General features: G+C 59.8%; 17 protein-coding genes. 7 read left to right on the top strand and 10 right to left on the bottom strand.

The genetic code is table 11. From position 1 onward, the window contains the following. Positions 1-12 precede the first annotated feature (12 nt). Together lepA and ACR0MP_RS01265 are read right to left on the bottom strand one after the other, a co-directional pair. On the bottom strand, positions 13-1812 hold the full coding sequence (gene lepA, locus ACR0MP_RS01270) for a translation elongation factor 4 (protein ID WP_170397199.1): 1800 nt from the start codon (positions 1810-1812) through the stop codon (positions 13-15). Between the two features lie 87 nt (positions 1813-1899). After that, positions 1900-2454 carry an RNA ligase family protein gene (locus ACR0MP_RS01265; RefSeq protein WP_480453898.1) on the bottom strand — a complete coding sequence of 185 codons (555 nt, stop codon included), beginning with the start codon at positions 2452-2454 and terminating at the stop codon, positions 1900-1902. A gap of 244 nt (positions 2455-2698) precedes the next feature. Here ACR0MP_RS01265 and ACR0MP_RS01260 point away from each other — a divergent pair, with 244 nt between their 5' ends. Together ACR0MP_RS01260 and ACR0MP_RS01255 are read left to right on the top strand one after the other, a co-directional pair. Then, positions 2699-3007, top strand: coding sequence for a hypothetical protein (locus ACR0MP_RS01260; protein WP_170404173.1), 309 nt, complete (start codon positions 2699-2701; stop codon positions 3005-3007). 65 nt (positions 3008-3072) lie between these two features. Further along, positions 3073-4014 carry a LysR family transcriptional regulator gene (locus ACR0MP_RS01255; RefSeq protein ID WP_170404783.1) on the top strand — a complete coding sequence of 314 codons (942 nt, stop codon included), beginning with the start codon at positions 3073-3075 and terminating at the stop codon, positions 4012-4014. Positions 4015-4120: 106 nt separating this feature from the next. Here the strand turns inward: ACR0MP_RS01255 and ACR0MP_RS01250 are convergent, their stop codons facing one another. Continuing rightward, positions 4121-4924, bottom strand: coding sequence for an FkbM family methyltransferase (locus ACR0MP_RS01250; RefSeq protein WP_170404176.1), 804 nt, complete (start codon positions 4922-4924; stop codon positions 4121-4123). A gap of 420 nt (positions 4925-5344) precedes the next feature. Continuing rightward, on the bottom strand, positions 5345-5794 hold the full coding sequence (locus tag ACR0MP_RS01245; RefSeq protein WP_480885591.1) for a low molecular weight protein-tyrosine-phosphatase: 450 nt from the start codon (positions 5792-5794) through the stop codon (positions 5345-5347). A 27-nt stretch (positions 5795-5821) separates the two neighbouring features. Between ACR0MP_RS01245 and ACR0MP_RS01240 the strand changes: the two genes are divergently transcribed. After that, positions 5822-6520, top strand: a complete 699-nt coding sequence (locus ACR0MP_RS01240; RefSeq protein ID WP_170404182.1) for an NAD-dependent deacylase — start codon at positions 5822-5824, stop codon at positions 6518-6520. 61 nt (positions 6521-6581) lie between these two features. Next, positions 6582-7190: an HdeD family acid-resistance protein gene (locus tag ACR0MP_RS01235; RefSeq protein ID WP_170397206.1), complete on the top strand. Its 609-nt coding sequence runs from the start codon at positions 6582-6584 to the stop codon at positions 7188-7190. 68 nt (positions 7191-7258) lie between these two features. Here ACR0MP_RS01235 and ACR0MP_RS01230 read toward each other — a convergent pair whose 3' ends face one another. The 5 genes from ACR0MP_RS01230 to meaB all read right to left on the bottom strand — a co-directional run bounded on the left by ACR0MP_RS01230 (position 7259) and on the right by meaB (position 11273). Beyond that, positions 7259-7723 carry a copper chaperone PCu(A)C gene (locus tag ACR0MP_RS01230; protein WP_170736443.1) on the bottom strand — a complete coding sequence of 155 codons (465 nt, stop codon included), beginning with the start codon at positions 7721-7723 and terminating at the stop codon, positions 7259-7261. A 45-nt stretch (positions 7724-7768) separates the two neighbouring features. Further along, positions 7769-8119 carry a glycosyltransferase family protein gene (locus ACR0MP_RS01225; RefSeq protein WP_170404192.1) on the bottom strand — a complete coding sequence of 117 codons (351 nt, stop codon included), beginning with the start codon at positions 8117-8119 and terminating at the stop codon, positions 7769-7771. Positions 8120-8524: 405 nt separating this feature from the next. Continuing rightward, complete coding sequence (gene rpmB / locus ACR0MP_RS01220) at positions 8525-8812, bottom strand: 50S ribosomal protein L28 (protein WP_008756960.1); 288 nt, start codon at positions 8810-8812, stop codon at positions 8525-8527. Positions 8813-8931: 119 nt separating this feature from the next. Continuing rightward, complete coding sequence (locus tag ACR0MP_RS01215) at positions 8932-10125, bottom strand: Hint domain-containing protein (protein WP_170404195.1); 1194 nt, start codon at positions 10123-10125, stop codon at positions 8932-8934. Between the two features lie 170 nt (positions 10126-10295). Beyond that, positions 10296-11273, bottom strand: coding sequence for a methylmalonyl Co-A mutase-associated GTPase MeaB (gene meaB, locus ACR0MP_RS01210; protein ID WP_170404199.1), 978 nt, complete (start codon positions 11271-11273; stop codon positions 10296-10298). 120 nt (positions 11274-11393) lie between these two features. On the opposite strand from meaB, the gene hrpB reads away from it, so the two are divergent. The 3 genes from hrpB to ACR0MP_RS01195 all read left to right on the top strand — a co-directional run bounded on the left by hrpB (position 11394) and on the right by ACR0MP_RS01195 (position 16053). Beyond that, entirely contained in the window at positions 11394-13832 is a 2439-nt protein-coding gene (gene hrpB / locus ACR0MP_RS01205; RefSeq protein ID WP_480885588.1) for an ATP-dependent helicase HrpB, read from the top strand. A 194-nt stretch (positions 13833-14026) separates the two neighbouring features. Then, a complete protein-coding gene (locus tag ACR0MP_RS01200) occupies positions 14027-14485 on the top strand; it encodes an NUDIX hydrolase (protein ID WP_480885586.1) in 459 nt (152 codons plus the stop codon). A gap of 89 nt (positions 14486-14574) precedes the next feature. Then, on the top strand, positions 14575-16053 hold the full coding sequence (locus ACR0MP_RS01195) for an inorganic phosphate transporter (protein ID WP_170397220.1): 1479 nt from the start codon (positions 14575-14577) through the stop codon (positions 16051-16053). A 61-nt stretch (positions 16054-16114) separates the two neighbouring features. Here the strand turns inward: ACR0MP_RS01195 and ACR0MP_RS01190 are convergent, their stop codons facing one another. Beyond that, entirely contained in the window at positions 16115-17089 is a 975-nt protein-coding gene (locus ACR0MP_RS01190; protein ID WP_170736449.1) for a 2-dehydropantoate 2-reductase, read from the bottom strand. Between the last annotated feature and the right edge of the window lie 14 nt (positions 17090-17103).

The following is a 17103-nucleotide window of genomic DNA, read 5'->3' as shown; positions in this document are numbered from 1 at the left end:
GGAAGGACAGCCTTAGCTGTCCATCTTCAACGCTGAAATAAACGCCTCCTGCGGGATATCCACTTTCCCGAACTGGCGCATCTTCTTCTTACCCGCCTTCTGCTTGTCCAGCAGTTTGCGTTTCCGCGTGGCGTCGCCTCCGTAGCATTTGGCGGTCACGTCCTTGCGCAGGGCCGAGAGGGTCTCGCGGGCGATGACCTTGCCTCCGATGGCGGCCTGGATCGGGATTTTGAACATGTGGCGCGGGATCAGGTCCTTGAGCTTTTCGCACATCGCCCGGCCCCGCATCTCGGCCCGGTCGCGGTGAACCATGGTCGACAGCGCGTCGACCGGTTCGTCATTCACCAGCACCGACATCTTGACCAGATTATCCTCGGTATAACCGGTCATCTGATAGTCGAACGAGGCATAGCCCTTGGTCACCGATTTCAGGCGGTCGTAGAAGTCAAAGACGACCTCGTTCAGCGGCAGGTCATAGACGACCATGGCGCGGGTGCCCGCATAGGTCAGGTCCAACTGGATGCCGCGGCGGTCCTGGCAGAGTTTCAGCACGTCGCCGAGGTATTCGTCGGGCACCAGAATGGTCGCCTTGATGCGCGGTTCCTCGATATGGTCGACCTTGGACGGATCAGGCATGTCGGCGGGGTTGTGCAGCTCGATCATCTCGCCGTCTTTCATGTAGACGTGATAGATCACCGACGGCGCGGTGGTGATGAGCTCGATATCATATTCGCGTTCGATGCGGTCTCGGATGACCTCAAGGTGCAGCAGGCCAAGGAAGCCGCAGCGGAAGCCAAAGCCAAGCGCGGCCGAGGTTTCCATTTCAAAGCTGAAGCTGGCGTCGTTCAGCGCCAGCTTGTCGATCGCATCGCGCAGGTCTTCGAATTCGGAACTGTCGACGGGGAAGAGGCCGCAGAACACCACCGGCTGCGCGGGTTTGAATCCCGTCAGGGCCTCTTCGGTGCCGTTGCGGTCATTGGTGATGGTGTCGCCGACGCGGGTGTCGCGGACCTGTTTGATTGAGGCGGTGAGAAAGCCGATCTCACCGGGGCCAAGCGAGTCGACCATCTCCATCTCGGGCCGGAAGACACCAACGCGGTCGACATGGTGCAGGGTGTTGTTCGACATGAACTTGACCCGCATGCCCTTTTTCAGCGTGCCGTCCATGATGCGGACCAGAACGATGACGCCGAGATAGGCGTCGTACCATGAATCCACCAGCATCGCCTTGAGCGGCGCGTCGAGATTGCCCTGCGGCGCGGGCAGCTGCTGCACAATGGCCTCAAGTGTTTCGTGGATGCCCTGCCCCGTCTTGGCACTGACCTGAATGGCGTCGGTCGCGTCGATGCCGATCACATCCTCAATCTGCTCCGCGACGCGGTCACAATCGGACGCTGGCAGGTCGATCTTGTTGAGCACCGGCACGATCTCATGATCGGCGTCGATGGCCTGATAGACATTCGCCAGCGTCTGAGCCTCAACCCCTTGGGTCGAGTCCACGACCAGCAGCGAGCCCTCGACCGCACGCATGGACCGGCTGACCTCATAGGCAAAGTCCACGTGGCCGGGCGTGTCGATCAGGTTCAGCACATAAGCCTCGCCATTGTCGGCGGTATAGTCGATGCGAACCGTGTTGGCCTTGATGGTGATGCCGCGTTCACGCTCGATATCCATGCTGTCGAGCAGCTGTTCCTTCATGTCGCGATCCTTAACCGTTCCGGTCTCTTGGATGAGCCGGTCAGCAAGGGTGGATTTGCCATGGTCGATATGCGCGACGATGGAGAAATTGCGGATATGAGCGAGGTCTGTCATGGGTTGGGGATATGCGTCGGAAATGGGCTGTGGTCAAGGTGGGACGAAGCCCCAGCGAAACCCTTTGATTGCGAGGCCTCTGACCGTTCAGAGCAACCTGTTTTTGACCAACTCCGCGTTCATCCAATGCGTATCACTCTGCACGTGACCCTCGCGCACGTATTTCGCGTGGTGAGTGGGCATGTCTTCTTCGTTAAACGCTGCAGTTGTGCGAACGACAAAACCCTCCTGAGTATCCAGATCCAGGCCCGCGATCACATCTGCCAGAACCTTAACAGAGAACCGTCCGCGATAGAGTTCGGGAACGGCAGCAATCCCCAGCTCGAGAAAGCGTGAAAGCGTCGCGTCCCACGATTGCACGCGCTTTGCCTTGATCCAGGCGAAGCCCAGGAAATAAGTCGGCAACGCCGAGTACGCTATCGAGTGGCGCGCAAACAGATATTCACCGACTATGCGCTCATCTTCGTCAAGCTGTGGCGAAATTCCGGTAGCGAAGGCCTTCATCCAATCTCGGGACGGGTGGTAACGCGCGTCAATACTGCGGGGGTGGCAGCCCTGACTATGAATCGTTGTATTCTCACCGTCCAGTTTTTCGGTGAAGACGACCTCATCAGCCGAAGCCAGTTTATCAACGCTGGACATGATCTTATCATCGCTGGTCGCCCCGGGAGACTCCGGCAGATGGAAGTGCGCCCGTATTTCTTAAGCATAGTGGTCTCATGAAAGAGATTTAAACAATGTCTGGCTAGAAAACGCGACATCCCAGCCGCGTGCAATCACTTTTTCGAACCACCCAATTGATCCCGAATCCACTTTGATTCATACTCCGCCGCAGACCGAGAGGGGCATAAGACCCGTCCGGGCAGGCAAAAAACGAGGCTCGAGTATGAAACAGTTCCTCTTAATCGCATTTTGTGCGGCATCGCTGACGTCGGTGGCCCACACAGTGGACGCGGCGCAGATCAAGCGGGCGTGTCTGGCATCAGACCGTGAAGCGGCGACGCGGGCGCGGTGCCGGTGTATTCAGCGCGTGGCGGATCAGGCGCTGACGCGTAGTGATCAGAAGACCGTCGCCAAGTGGTTCACCAACCCGCATCAGGCGCAGGAGTTGAAGATGTCGCAGACCGCGCGCGATGATGCGCTGTGGGATCGGTATCAGAACTTTGGCCAGATGGCGCAAGCGATCTGCAACTGAGCCCTGTCAATCCTTGACCTGATGCCCGCTGCGCCTCAGAAATGGCGCAGCGAAAGGTATGTGCGATGGTGATGAAAGGGCTGACCCTGCGGGGCCTTGAAGTGTTCGAGGCGCTGGCGCGGACCGGATCGGTGGCGCAGGCGGCCGAGATCACGGGGCTCAGCCAGCCCTCGGTTTCCCAGCAGTTGCGCAATCTGGAAAAGGCTTTGGGCACCGATCTGGTGGATCACGGGCGGCGACCGATGCGACTGACGCAGGCCGGCCGCAGTTTCCTGGCGCGGGCCGAGGCAGTGCTGGCCGAGTTGCAGATGGCGCAAGGCGAACTGGCAGTGATGGATCTGGGGCATCTGACCACCCTGTCCATCGGCTTGATCGACGATTTCGACAACGACCTGACGCCGCGATTGGCGACGTTGCTGGCCGACAGTCTGACCCGGTCGAAATTCAAGCTGATCACGCTGCCCAGCCTGGACCTGTTTGCCGAGCTGGAAGCGCAGCGCCTGCACATGGCGGTCTCGGCCCATTCTGGCGAGGTGCTGGAGGGCGTGGTCGAATATCCGCTGGTGCAGGATCCGTTCATTCTGGTCGCGCCTAAGGGCGTTGCGCAACCAGTGCAGGATCTGCCCTTTCTGCGCTATGCCCGCGAGCAGTTGATCAGCCGTCAGATCGAAAGCCATCTGGCCCGGCAGCAGCTGGAGTTCGAGGAACGGTTCGAAATCGGCTCACACCTCGCGCTGATGGCGATGGTTGCGCGCGGCCTCGGCTGGGCGATTACCACGCCGCTGGGCTATATGCGCGCCGCCCGCTTCCACGACGGGATGGAGGCGCACCCTGCCCCGTTCGGTGAGTTCGCACGCACCATTTCCTTGTTTACACGGACCGACTGGTCCGATCAGGTACCTCAGGAGGTGGCCGACATGATCCGACGCCTGATGCGCAGCCAGATCGTTGATCCAGCGATTGCGCAATTGCCGTGGTTAGCTGGTCAGTTGAAGGTGGTGGGGTGAACCGGAAAGTGAGCATCCAGGCTCTTTTATTTGAGCCATGCGTGATCCGTCCTGCAAACCAAAAGACGTTTGATGAGCGTTAGCATGTCCGGAATAAAGGCTGTCCTTACCTGCTGAATTCAGCTTCTACTAACGCCTCGTAGGCGTCCAGTTCAGCCTCTTTGACAACGTCGCGATCAGCCAGCACTTCCAGAGCCATAAGTGCGACATCGGGGCTTTGAAACACTGCGTCCGCCAGGATCGCAAGATGTTTCAAGCTTTCTGTCGGTGAGTCCTCCAGTGCGAAGAACCTTTTCAGGAACACGGCGTCGCCATCAATGGCCTGATTGCGCATAGCGCGCATCTTCAGGCGGGACGAGGCACGGGTCTTGACCGCCATAGACTTTAGAAAAAGAAACTTGTGGAAATGAAATCCCTGCGCAGACAACTCACTCATTTGTGAGTCAAGCAGTGGCTGACCCTTGTAAAGCGGAACCATGGCGATTTCGGATATCACAGCGACCGCATTCTTGAGTTTTTCGCGCGCATTCCTGAATACGTCCAATTCTCCGCCCTGCACGTCAATCTTCAGCAGATCGAACTCTGGCAGCTCTTTCAGGTCGTCCAGCCGATGGGTGGTTATTGGTACAACTTCTTCGACCCGCATTTGCCTGGGCCACCTTCCCATAACTCTGATGAAGTCGGGGTTGGGCTCGAATAGCGAAGTGAAGCCACTTCCCTTGCAAACATGAAGGCGCTCACTTCCTCCTCTGCCGATCGCATAAGGAAGATAGGTTTCATTTTCTCCTCCCTCTTCAGAGAGCCGTGCAAATGCATCTTGCTGTGGTTCGAAACCCCAGACATCGCATATGCGGTTCTTCAGGAGGGTTGAATATGGGGTAGCGCCAAGAGGATTGGCACCCACATCCACCACCCGCGTCAGTCTTTCCGGTGACAGAACTTCGTGCAGGAACAGCGCGCGCTCGTCGTTCATTTTTTGTCACTAACCTTTGGGGTATTCAGCTGGTTAAACGTGCCTGTGATCATATGTCTAACTCACTTGGATTAGCTGGCTGTAGTCGCTCTTGGAGCTTGGAGATTTATGTGTGCTGATGACAGCCTCGTGCGTGCATCAGGAATTTGTATCATTCCATCAAATGACCATTGGGGATCGGACTACTATTCCATGCACTTAATGCGACTATCTGCATAGGCACAAGGGTTTGCGCTAAGAAGGCAGATGATTTGACCCCTGTCGCTGATTGCGATGCAGCCTGCGGAGGCCGAATAAACGTTGGTTTTGGGCTCAAACATGCTGTCGCTCTGGATTGATTGAATACGCAAGGCAAAACTACCGCTGAGCCCGTACATGCGCATCCAGCCCCGCCACGGCCTCTTCGATCAGGTCCAGAGCACCGTCGAAATCCCGGGTGTAGTACGGGTCAGGCACATGGTCGGCACCGGTATGGGGGGCGAAATCGGTCAACAGGCGGACCGGGGTGTCGTTGCCGTCCGGGCGCAAATCTTCGATGTTCGCGATGTTTTCTGCGTCCATTCCGATGATCAGGTCGAAGTGGTTGAAATCCTCGGCCACGAACTGGCGCGCGCGTAGGTCGCTGAGGTCGATATCACGCGCGCGGGCGGCCTTTTGCATTGGGCCGTAAGGCGGGTCTCCGATATGCCAGCCCGAGGTTCCGGCGCTGTCGGTCTGGTAATGCGGGGCGCGGGCGCGAAAAGCGCCCTCGGCGGCGGGGGATCGGCAGATATTGCCCAGGCAGACGAAAAGGATACGGTGTGTCATAAGAGTGGTTTAGCGCGTGGGGCGGATATGGAAAAGATCGTCATTCTGACCGGGGCCGGGATTTCCGCCGAAAGCGGGTTGGGCACGTTCCGCGATGAAGGGGGCCTGTGGGCGCAGCACCGGATCGAGGATGTGGCCACGCCCGAGGGCTTTGCCCGCAATCCGTCGCTGGTGCATCAGTTTTACAATGCCCGCCGAGTACAGGCCGCCAAGGCGCAGCCCAACGCGGCGCATCAGGCGCTGGCCCGGTTGCAGCAGGGCTGGCCTGGAGAGGTGATCCTTGTCACCCAGAATGTCGACAGCCTGCACGAGGCAGGAGGGGCCGCGCATGTGCTCCATATGCATGGCACCTTGGCTGGGGCTTTGTGTGCGGGGTGCGGATATCGTTGGGCTTCGCCACCCGAAATGGATGTGGGTGAGCCCTGCCCGTCCTGTCACCAGCCCTCGGCCCGGCCCGACGTGGTATGGTTCGGCGAGATGCCATATTTCATGGATGAGATCTACGACCATCTGATGGAAGCATCGCTGTTCGCCTCGATCGGCACCTCGGGGCAGGTTTATCCGGCGGCAGGGTTTGTACAAGAGGCGCGGGCCGTGGGCGCGCGGACGATCGAATTGAACCTTGAGCCATCCGCCGGAATATTTGATGAAACCCGGCTGGGGCCAGCCTCGGAGGCAGTACCGCGCTGGGTCGATGAGCTGTTGGCGCGAGGCAGCACGCGATAGGGGCAGACAGCGGCGCGTCTTCCCGTCTATGGTGCAGAAAACGCAAACCCGAGTGAGTGACATGACCGATCTACCGCCCAAAGACGGAGAAATCCTTGACGACAGCAGTATCGACGCGCGCGATACGTTAAGTACCAATCTGGCCAGCCTGTGGTGGACCTTTCTGCTGCGTGGAATTCTCGCGGGTCTGATCGGGATTGCAGCGCTGTTCTGGCCGACCAGCAGCATCTCATTATTGCTGCGATTGGTAGGGGCGCTGCTGATTCTGGATGGCGCGCTGACCTGGCTGGGTTTTGGGCGGCGCGGGCTGATCGGAGGCGTCGGTATCGGTGCCGCGCTGATCGGTTTGGTGTTGCTGATCTGGCCACAGGGCGTGGCCTGGCTGGCGTTCACCCTCATGGGGGCGATGGCGCTGTTCGTTGCGATCGGCTCGTTCATGGCGCTGCCGCAAATGCATCCACAAGACCCCGAGCGCGCAACGGTGCGTAATTCAGGTATCTTCGCACTCATCGTCGGGCTGGTGCTGATCTTCTGGCCCGGCAGCGGCATGGTGGCGTTGGGCTGGGCAATTGCCTTCTTCGCGCTGACCTCGGCGGTGGTGATGTTCTTTCTGGCGGCACGGTTCAAAAAAGCGGGCGATCGATTGGAGATGAAAACCGTCAACAGATGACGCAACAGGCCGGGCATTGCCCGGCCTGTCGTATGGATGATGGCTGTACCACAGCCTTAAGACAGGCGTTAGTTCGAATGGCCGCCTTTGTCCTGGCGCTCAAGATCGACCGGGATCTCGACCGCGACCTCTCCAGCATTTTCGAAGATCAGAGTGACGGGAACGGTTCCGCCCTGTTCGAAAGGCGCGGTCAGGCCCATGAACATGACGTGATCACCGCCGCGTTTCAGCATGTGGGTTTCGCCCGCCGGAATGGCGAAGCCTTCCTTCACATGCACCATCTTGGCGACACCGTTTTCGTCAACCTTATGAGTGTGCAGTTCCACTCGGGCAGCCGCATCCGAGGTCACGCCGATCAGGCGGTCATCGGTATCGCCTTGATTCTGGATCATCATAAAGGCGGCACCCGCCTTCGCGGTTTTGCCCGAAGACCGTGCATAAGGGTCTTCGACCGAGATGGTATCGGCAGCCAGCGCCGCACCGGTCAGCGAAAAGGTAGTCAGGACTGCAAGCAGGCTGGATTTGAGGGTCATTATGCCTCTCCTTGGTAACTGTCTGATAGAGTTTGGAAACTGGAATCAGGCAGAAACCGGCGGGGCACGAGCTGGGTGTCGCGGCAGCGGCGCGGCAATCAGATGCTGGGAAAGGAGCGACGGCGCGGGGAGCGCGCGCGGCGGGGCCGGAGGTACGGCAACCGAGGCTTCATGGATCGCGCCCAGCAGGTTGAGCGCATAGTCAGGGCAGTATTGCGGTGCGCGGGTCGGTTGGCCGTCTTCGTCCATATAGACGACGACCGGTCCGCTGCCGGTGCACAAAACCATCTGCCCGACCGCGCGCTCCATACCCCGCGACACGGCCAGTCCCTGCCCGGTGAGGATCACCATCAAGGACAGCGTATAAGGCAGAAATGTGCGGAAAAAGCCTGTCATGTCAGCTTGGTATATACGCCGCCCACTGAACCGGCTTCAAGCGCAAAGCAGTGGCTGAGACAGTATGGCCTAGCTCAGCTTTTCGGCGGCCTGAACGCCTCGGCATTCATCCCCGTATGCAGTCGGTTTACCCGGCGCTGCATCCGGGTGCAGCGGATCACGGCTTTTGCAATTGATCGTGGCAGTAAAAACAGAAAATTCTTTGCTTTGAGTGACATGGTAACCCCCTCAACATGAATATGCATAAACATATGCGATATTCAGCAGGCGTTCTGTGAACAACGTCACGAAGCGGGGCGTTTTATTACCATTTCAGAGACAATCATTCGCACAGGGGCAGCGAATGCAAAAAAGAAAAGCCCCACACCGCAGGGTGCAGGGCTGAATTCTAGCGTGAGAAAGCGCTTAGGCCGAGGCTTGCGCCTTGGCGATTTCTTTCTTCACTTTCAGGGCGTTCGCCGACAGCTCGTCATCCTTGGCTTTGGCCAGGAACGCGTCCAGACCACCGCGGTGGTCGACCGAGCGCAGGGCAGCTGCCGAGATGCGCAGCTTGACGCCACGACCCAGAGTTTCCGACTGCAGGGTAACGTCGTTCAGGTTGGGCAGAAAACGGCGACGAGTTCTGTTTTTGGCGTGGCTGACATTGTTGCCAGTCATCGGGCCTTTTCCGGTCAGTTCGCAACGGCGCGACATGGTTTCTTCCTTTGTTTCTGGAGGCCGGGTACAAGACCCGCGGCCAAATCACAAGGGGCGCAACCCGAAGTCGCGCCCGAAAACTGGTTGGATGCGTTTAGTGGGAATCGCGCGAAGGGTCAAGACGGCTGCGGCGAAATCTTTGCACCCGAGTTGAATTCATTTGAGGTCAAGATCGGGGACATCCGCAACAGCGGCTTGTTATTCTTCAAATGCCGCGTGATCAACTGCGCTTGCAGCCGCCCGCCGGGGATCATGCGGGCCGGGTCGGCGCGGTAGTCAAGGTCTGTCAGTTCGGGAAAAATCTCGAATATCTCGCGACGCGACGCGGCGCTCAGCATTTTCAGCGCTTCGGGGCCGGTATAGAGGCTTTCGGTTGGCGCATCCTCGGCAAAGATCACCTGATGGCGGTCGAACAGCAGGTGGTAATACTCGACGCTTTCCACGCTTTCATCAATGTAGATATCCGGCATTGCAGTGAGTTTGATGGCCGGAATCAGAACCTCGGTCGTGCCGAACATGCGTTGGGCGATCTTTGAGTGCACCAGCATCCGATGCTGGCGCGAGACCAGCAGATCGCGATGCGGCAGCCCCTCGCCCAATGCCCCTGCAAGGATACGCACAGGCCAGAGTCTGGGGTTGGCTTCAAGCTGGAAGCGATCAAATTCGCGCCGCCCGATCCAACGGATCGGGTGCAGGCCCTGCCCCAGCGTGGGGATCAGGTCACCGGTGCACAGCGACTGGATGGGGGTCTGGCCCTGCTGCGTCGTGATCAATGTATCGCGCGTGAAACAGGGCATACCCGACCCGTTCTCGAACGCTGAATACGTGACGGTGATGCCTGAAGGCAGGGTAAATGTGCCGCTAGAGACTGAGTAACCAACCCCGTCTTCGACCGTAATCACCCCGAAAGTATCGTCCGTGATAACAGTGCCCTCAGGGAGGTTCAGCGTGTCGGTTCCGCTGCCGCCGCGAATGTCACCCGACACCGTGGTGCTGGTGAAATTCAGCGTGTCATTACCGGCACCAAGCCGGATATCGCCGACGGTTGACCCCCTGATATCAACCGTATCCGCATCGGACCCGCTAGCGATGCGCCCGCCAACCGTGCTGTTGGTGACAATGATCGTGTCGGTGCCTGCATTGCCCAGGACATTGTTGGCAATGGTGCTATTGGTGATGGTGATATCGTCATCGCCGCCACGGCCACGGATACCGGTCACCGGAGGCGTCGCCGGGTTTCCGTTCAGAGTACCGTTGTCATTTGTGACATCGATATCGTCGTCGCCGTTGGTACCATTGATATTAGGCATTCTGACGTGTCCCGTTCCTCGGAGAATCCGGGCACGATCCGAGCTGACCAAGCCCTTTCTCAACCCGGTTCAAACGCAGTGACTTACACTCAAACACAACAATAAATGTAGCTTTAATAAACGATTAGCGGTCAGCGCACCAGCCGCGCACGCATCATAACGCCAGAGCGTTACGCGTCGGACAGCCCGGAGAGGATTTGTTCGGCCGCCGCCGATGGGCTGAGGTGGCCCGCACTGACCTGAGCGCCAAGATCGCTCATCCGACTGCGCATCTGTGGCGTTTCGAGACGCGCAAGCAATGCGTGGCGTACCTCTTGCTCGAACCAGTATTGTGCCTGTGTGGCGCGGTTCGATACCCAATGCCCGGCTTCGCGCCGCCAGGTTGTCAGGGCCTGCATCTCGTCCCAGGCCTGTTCCAGCCCATGCTCTTCAACCGCTGAAACGGTCATGGCCTTGGGAAACCCTTCGGGGTCCTGCGGGCGTTTGCGCAGCAGACGCAGCGCGCCCGCGTAATCGGCGCAGGTGCGGGTGGCAGTCGCTTTCAGGTCGCCATCGGCCTTGTTGATCAGGATCATGTCGGCCATCTCCATGATGCCGCGCTTGACGCCCTGCAACTCATCTCCGCCCGCCGGGGCCAGCAGCAGCAGGAACAGGTCAGACATCTCGGCCACAACGGTTTCCGATTGGCCCACACCCACGGTTTCAATCAGCACGACGTCAAAACCAGCCGCCTCACAAAGTGCAATCGCTTCGCGTGTGCGGCGCGCCACGCCACCAAGATGGCTCTGGCTGGGGGACGGGCGGATAAAGGCGTCTTTCTCGCGGCTCAGCCTTTCCATGCGGGTCTTATCGCCCAGGATCGAGCCCCCCGAACGGGCCGAGCTGGGGTCAACTGCAAGAACCGCAACACGCAGCCCCTGCCCCGTCAGCATCATGCCGAAGCTTTCGATAAAGGTCGATTTGCCCACACCCGGCGTGCCCGACAGGCCGATCCGCAAAGCCTGGCGTCCGGCGCCGCTCAATTGATCCAGCAGCGCGGTTGCCTGCGCTCGATGATCTTCACGCCCGCTTTCGACCAGTGTGATCGCACGGGCCAATGCCCTGCGCTCTCCGTTCAAGATCCTGTCGCCAAGCTCGGCAATGTTCATCGGTAAGTCCCCGGCTGGAATTTGCCCTAGATGAGGGGGTGTGACCCGGTTTGTCCAGCCCCAACCGGAGCCGAGTTTGGCGACGCTGGACCTTGGCCGAGGCTTTGGCGATAAGGCGATATGACCCGGTTGCCCATTGATGACGCCATTCCCGATCTTCTGAACGCCTTGCGAACGCATGGGCGCGCGGTGCTGCAGGCGCCGCCGGGTGCGGGCAAGACAACCCGCGTGCCGCTTGAGATGCTACAGGCCGGTCTGTGCGAGGGCCGGATCGTCATGCTGGAGCCCCGGCGGCTGGCCGCCCGCGCCGCCGCCGAACGCATGGCCGAGACGCTGGGTGAACCCGTGGGCCAGACCGTGGGCTATCGTGTCCGTGGAGACGTGAAAGTTTCAAAGGCGACGCGCATCGAGGTTGTGACCGAAGGTATCCTGACACGGATGCTGCAATCCGAACCTGACCTGCCCGGCGTAGGTGCTGTGATATTCGATGAATTCCACGAACGGTCCCTGAACGCCGATCTTGGGCTTGCACTGTGCCTTGAGGTGACTGGAGCGTTGCGCGATGACCTGATCTTGCTGGCGATGTCCGCGACGCTGGATGCTGAACCGGTGGGCCAGCTGATGAACGCGCCTCTGGTGACATCCGAAGGGCGCAGCTATCCGGTCGAGACCCGCTGGTTGGACCGGCCTTTGGCGCCGCAGGCGCGGCGACTGGACGCGCTGATCGATCTGGTGGTGCGAGCCGAACGGGAAACCAAAGGGGGCATGCTGGTGTTCCTGCCCGGTGAAGGTGAAATTCGGCGGGCCGAGGCGGCTTTGGCCAGCCGTCTACCCGACTCCTGTTTAGTGCGGCCTTTGTTCGGAGCACTGCCCTTTGCCGCCCAGCGCGCGGCGATTGCGCCGGTTAAGCAAGGTCGCAAGGTGGTTCTGGCGACGTCGATTGCCGAAACCTCGCTGACTATTCCCGATATCCGCGTGGTGGTCGATATGGGGCAAGCCCGGCGGGCACGGTTCGATCCCGGATCAGGCATGTCGCAGCTGGTGACCGAGCGGGTGACGCGGGCCGAAGCGACGCAGCGCGCAGGCCGTGCGGGGCGTGTGGCCGAAGGTGTCTGCTATCGGTTGTGGTCCAAGGGCGAAGAAGGTGCACTAGCCGCCTACCCGCCTGCCGAGATCGAGGCAGCCGATCTGACCGGGCTGGCGTTGGAATTGTCGCTCTGGGGCGCAGAACCGGGTGATCTTGCGTTTCTGACCGCGCCGCCCGAAGGCACGCTGGCTGAGGCGCGCGCGTTGCTGGCGATGCTGGGTGCCCTGGATGGCAAAGGCCGGATCACCGAACATGGGCGGGCGCTGGCGGCGCTGCCGCTGCATCCTCGGCTGGGGCATATGTTGCTGCACGCAGGACCTGAGGCTGCGGCACTGGCGGCGCTGATGGCGGAACGCGATCCGCTAAGGGGCGCTCCGGTCGATCTGTCTTTGAGGCTTGAGGTGCTGCGGGACGTGCGCGCGTTTCAGCGCAATCGGGTCTGGCAGGTCAACATGGGCGCGCTGGATCGGATCAAGGGCGAAGCAAAGCGGTTGCGCGCGCAATCTAAGGATGCGGGCGGTCTGAGCCCGGCAGCGATGGCGGCGCTGGCCTATCCCGATCGCATCGGACAGCGACGCAAGGGAGATGTCCCGCGTTATGTCCTGTCGGGTGGCAAAGGCGTCGTGCTGGAAGCCGGTGATACGCTGGCAGGTGCGCCATATCTCGTGGTGACGGATACGGATGGGAACCCGCGTGAGGCGCGTGTGCGCATGGCAGCGCAGATTTCCGAGGGGGAAATTCGCGATCTATTCGGCGATCAGATCGCGTGGGTCGACAGCTGCGACTGGTCGAAACGCGAACGCCGTGTCGTGGCGCGCAGGCAAGAGCGGTTCGGAGCGATCACGCTGGACGACCGCATCTGGAAAGATGTCCCCGAGGATGCATTGGCGCAGGCGATGTTGGACGGGGTGCGCGATCTGGGTGTGCGGCTGAACGGGGCCGCAGCGCGATTGGCCGCTCGGGTCGAGTTGATCCGCGCGGAAGGCGCTGATTTGCCGGACTTCTCGGAAACCGGGCTGATGGATACGCTGGAAGACTGGCTGCTGCCGATGCTCTCGGGCGTGCGCAATGCCGATGACTGGAAGCGGTTCGACCTGCTGCCCGCGCTGCGCGCCCGGCTGGACTGGGACCAGATGCAGGAACTGGATCGGCGGGCGCCGGGCTCGTTTGTGACTCCGTTGGGCCGCAAGCTGCCAATTGACTATGGCGGTGCGGTGCCCGAAATCTCGGTTCGGCTACAAGAGGTATTTGGCGTTACGCAACATCCGGTGGTTGGGGGCGAGCCTTTGAAGATCACGCTGCTGTCACCGGCCCAGCGACCGATCCAGATCACCCGTGATCTGCCCGGATTCTGGGCCGGGTCTTATGCGGATGTGCGCAAGGACATGCGGGCGCAGTACCCAAAACATCCCTGGCCCGAAGATCCAACTCAGGCGGATCCAACGCTGCGCGCGAAGCGGCGCAAAGGCTAAGTTGATCAGGTGGGCGTTGATAAGCCTCATTGGCGGAAACGGCGGAAAGCGCACAAATTGCTGCAAAAATACACGAAACACTGAAAGTTCAGGCCATATTTTGCGGTTATCCGAGGGCGGTATTGTTAACTCAGCAATACATGATTATGTAACTTCTTCGAATTACAAAAAGAATACGCCCGAGCAGGCCTGACATGACGACATGGATACGCAACATCTGGGAAGAGGTCGCGCGACCGCTGATCCAGCGCCCAAGCCGGGTGCAGGTTGCTGCGTTGTGTACCCGCAAGGCAGGTCCCGGTGACGACGTTTTGTTAATCACCAGTCGGGGCACCGGACGCTGGATTATCCCCAAAGGCTGGCCCATTGATGGGCTCAACGGGCCGGAAACCGCATTGCGGGAAGCCTGGGAAGAGGCTGGGGTGCGTGCAACGGAGGTGCAGAAAGATCCCGTTGGTCATTACTCATACGACAAAAGGTTGGATGACGGCACGGCGTTGCCGGTTATCACCAGCGTTTATCGGATCGAGGCGACCGGACTGGCGGATGTATTCCCCGAGTCCGATCAGCGTAAGCGCTGCTGGGTGTCCCCGAAGGTGGCCGCCGAACGCGTGCAAGAGCCGGAATTGCGCGACTTGCTACTGCAATTGTAACAATATTGTAAAAAACTGATGACAAAGGTTGCCGCGCCCATTGGAACCGTTTAGCGGCGGGCATCATTCAAAACAGCCGTTGTGAACCGATGTCAGACCACCCCACTAAAGCCCGTTGGCACGCACTGGACCGTGACCTACAGCGTATCTCGCGCGTTGAGCACGCCAATGCCCAAGTATCGCGTCCTCTGTTGGCCCCCGGAATTGCACTGGCCTTTATCGCGCTGGCAGGTTTGGCTGCAGCGCTTCTGTTCGGACGGGCCGATGGTGGTGTGATCGTTGTCGCAGCTGCGGCATTCGGCGCTTACATGGCGATCAATATCGGTGCCAACGACGTGGCCAACAATATGGGCCCGGCAGTGGGGGCCAATGCTCTGACCATGGGCGGAGCCATCCTAATTGCCGCCATCGCAGAAAGCGCCGGCGCGTTGCTGGCAGGGGGGGATGTGGTTTCGACCATCTCTAAGGGCATCATCGATCCGATGTCGGTGCAGAACAGCAATGTGTTCATCTGGGCGATGATGGCGGCCCTGATATCGTCGGCACTGTGGGTCAATCTTGCTACCTGGGTCGGGGCACCGGTTTCGACCACGCATTCGGTGGTCGGCGGCGTGATGGGTGCCGGCATTGCTGCGGCGGGCCTAAGTGCGGTGAGCTGGGGCACGATGAGCGCGATTGCCGCCAGTTGGGTGATCTCACCCGTTTTGGGGGGGATGATTGCAGCCGCCTTTCTGGCATTGATCAAACACAAGATCCAGTATCAGGACGACAAGATCGCGGCAGCGCGGCGCTGGGTGCCCATTCTGGTTGCCGTGATGGCAGGGGCGTTTGCCACCTACTTGTCGGTCAAAGGCCTGAAGCGGATCGTCAAAATTGATCTTCAATTTGCCCTTTTGATCGGTCTGACCTTTGGCGGCCTGGTCTGGGCTGCGACGGTACCGTGGGTCAAGCGCAAGTCTGAAGGGTTGGAGAACCGGACCCGGTCGTTGAAGACATTGTTTGGTCTGCCTCTGGTGATTTCGGCCACATTTTTGAGCTTTGCGCATGGGGCCAATGATGTGGCCAATGCGGTGGGTCCATTGGCGGCGATCGTGCATGCGGCCGAGTTCGGAGATTTTGCCACGAAAGTATCGATCCCGACATGGGTCATGGTGATCGGCGCGTTTGGCATCTCGTTCGGCCTATTCCTGTTCGGTCCCAAGCTGATCCGTATGGTCGGCAGCCAGATCACCAAGCTGAACCCGATGCGGGCGTTCTGTGTCGCGCTATCGGCGGCGATCACGGTCATCGTCGCCAGTTGGCTGGGTCTGCCGGTCAGTTCGACTCATATCGCGGTTGGGGCCGTCTTTGGTGTTGGCTTCTATCGGGAGTGGCATGCAGAACGGCGGTGGAAATACTCGAACCGCCAGCGACCGGCAGAGCTGCGACTGGCGCGCGAGGAACGGCGGCGGCGCAAGCTGGTGCGGCGGTCGCATTTCATGACCATCGTGGCGGCCTGGGTGATCACGGTACCGGCAGCGGCAGTGATGTCGGCGCTAATTTTCTGGGTTTTGACTGCGTTCGCTTGATCGGATTTTGCGAGGCTCTGCCTCGCGCTCCGAGGTATTTTAGGCCAGATGAAGAGACGGATCAGGTTATGATCTGGTCGACTGTGAGCGGCGTGTCCGGTGATTGGTGGATGAGTTGAGAGACTCGGCTATTGATCGGGGTTGGGATCGCGTACTGTTGGCCGAGTTTGATGATTTCGCCCTGTAGACTGTCGATTTCGGTCGGGCGACTCGCCGTCAGATCATAAGCCATCGAGGTGCGCGCGTTTGGATCGATGGTCAGCATTTTTGCCGCAATTCGTGTAAAAATTGGCGTTGGCAGACGTAGAATGTGCGGTGTCATCCATGCGGGTAGTGGCGTTGTAGAGGTGGCCTCGATCTCGGCGACTTTCAAAACACGCTGCGCCTCGGCCATCTGATCAGCCATCAGGCGACGCCAGTTTCGGTCGAGCAGTTGGTTTTGCAAGGTCAGGCCGGACAATGCGTTCAATGCATTGTTGAGGTTGATCACCAGCTTACCCCATTGCACCGCCTCGATCTGGTCGCTTTCGCTGACGGGTAGATATGGGGCGCTTAGGCGTTCAGCCAGAGACCGGGAGCCACGCTCGATGACGATCTCACCCGATGTGGCACGGTGATAGGTTGCCGGGCCCGTCGGCACCACGTTGAAGGGCACCATTCCAGCCCGAACGTCGCGTCCGGGAAGAGCGGTGCGCAGGGTGCGGGCGTTCTCGAGCCCATTCTGCCAAGACAGAACCGGGGCCGTTTCCGTGGCGTGTGCGGCGATCAGCGCTGCCATCTCGGCGGTCGCGCCTGTTTTTACCGTGACGATGACCAACTCGGCATCCCCGAGACAGGCAGGGTCTTCGCTGAGCGTGAGTTGTACGGCGGCGACGTGACGATGCAGGTTCGAGAAATCTGTCACCGTCAGCCCTTGTCCCCGGATGGCGTTCAGCACCCGCGCGCGACCCAGCAGCGTCACGCTGTGTCCCGCTGCGGCCAGCAATGCGCCGCAAAAGCAGCCAATGCTGCCTGCACCGGCGATGACAATATTCATGGCTAACCTCCGCT

This window comes from Ruegeria sp. K3 (assembly GCF_056531845.1).
This window is presented reverse-complemented; position numbering and strand designations above follow the sequence as displayed.

Bases quoted from the DNA above. Each gene is read 5' to 3' on its own strand.
- lepA (WP_170397199.1), bottom strand. From the start codon at position 1,812: ATGACAGACCTCGCTCATATCCGCAATTTCTCCATCGTCGCGCATATC.
- ACR0MP_RS01265 (WP_480453898.1), bottom strand. From the start codon at position 2,454: ATGTCCAGCGTTGATAAACTGGCTTCGGCTGATGAGGTCGTCTTCACC.
- ACR0MP_RS01260 (WP_170404173.1), top strand. From the start codon at position 2,699: ATGAAACAGTTCCTCTTAATCGCATTTTGTGCGGCATCGCTGACGTCG.
- ACR0MP_RS01255 (WP_170404783.1), top strand. From the start codon at position 3,073: ATGGTGATGAAAGGGCTGACCCTGCGGGGCCTTGAAGTGTTCGAGGCG.
- ACR0MP_RS01245 (WP_480885591.1), bottom strand. From the start codon at position 5,794: ATGACACACCGTATCCTTTTCGTCTGCCTGGGCAATATCTGCCGATCC.
- ACR0MP_RS01240 (WP_170404182.1), top strand. From the start codon at position 5,822: ATGGAAAAGATCGTCATTCTGACCGGGGCCGGGATTTCCGCCGAAAGC.
- ACR0MP_RS01235 (WP_170397206.1), top strand. From the start codon at position 6,582: ATGACCGATCTACCGCCCAAAGACGGAGAAATCCTTGACGACAGCAGT.
- ACR0MP_RS01230 (WP_170736443.1), bottom strand. From the start codon at position 7,723: ATGACCCTCAAATCCAGCCTGCTTGCAGTCCTGACTACCTTTTCGCTG.
- ACR0MP_RS01225 (WP_170404192.1), bottom strand. From the start codon at position 8,119: ATGACAGGCTTTTTCCGCACATTTCTGCCTTATACGCTGTCCTTGATG.
- rpmB (WP_008756960.1), bottom strand. From the start codon at position 8,812: ATGTCGCGCCGTTGCGAACTGACCGGAAAAGGCCCGATGACTGGCAAC.
- ACR0MP_RS01215 (WP_170404195.1), bottom strand. From the start codon at position 10,125: ATGCCTAATATCAATGGTACCAACGGCGACGACGATATCGATGTCACA.
- meaB (WP_170404199.1), bottom strand. From the start codon at position 11,273: ATGAACATTGCCGAGCTTGGCGACAGGATCTTGAACGGAGAGCGCAGG.
- hrpB (WP_480885588.1), top strand. From the start codon at position 11,394: ATGACCCGGTTGCCCATTGATGACGCCATTCCCGATCTTCTGAACGCC.
- ACR0MP_RS01200 (WP_480885586.1), top strand. From the start codon at position 14,027: ATGACGACATGGATACGCAACATCTGGGAAGAGGTCGCGCGACCGCTG.
- ACR0MP_RS01195 (WP_170397220.1), top strand. From the start codon at position 14,575: ATGTCAGACCACCCCACTAAAGCCCGTTGGCACGCACTGGACCGTGAC.
- ACR0MP_RS01190 (WP_170736449.1), bottom strand. From the start codon at position 17,089: ATGAATATTGTCATCGCCGGTGCAGGCAGCATTGGCTGCTTTTGCGGC.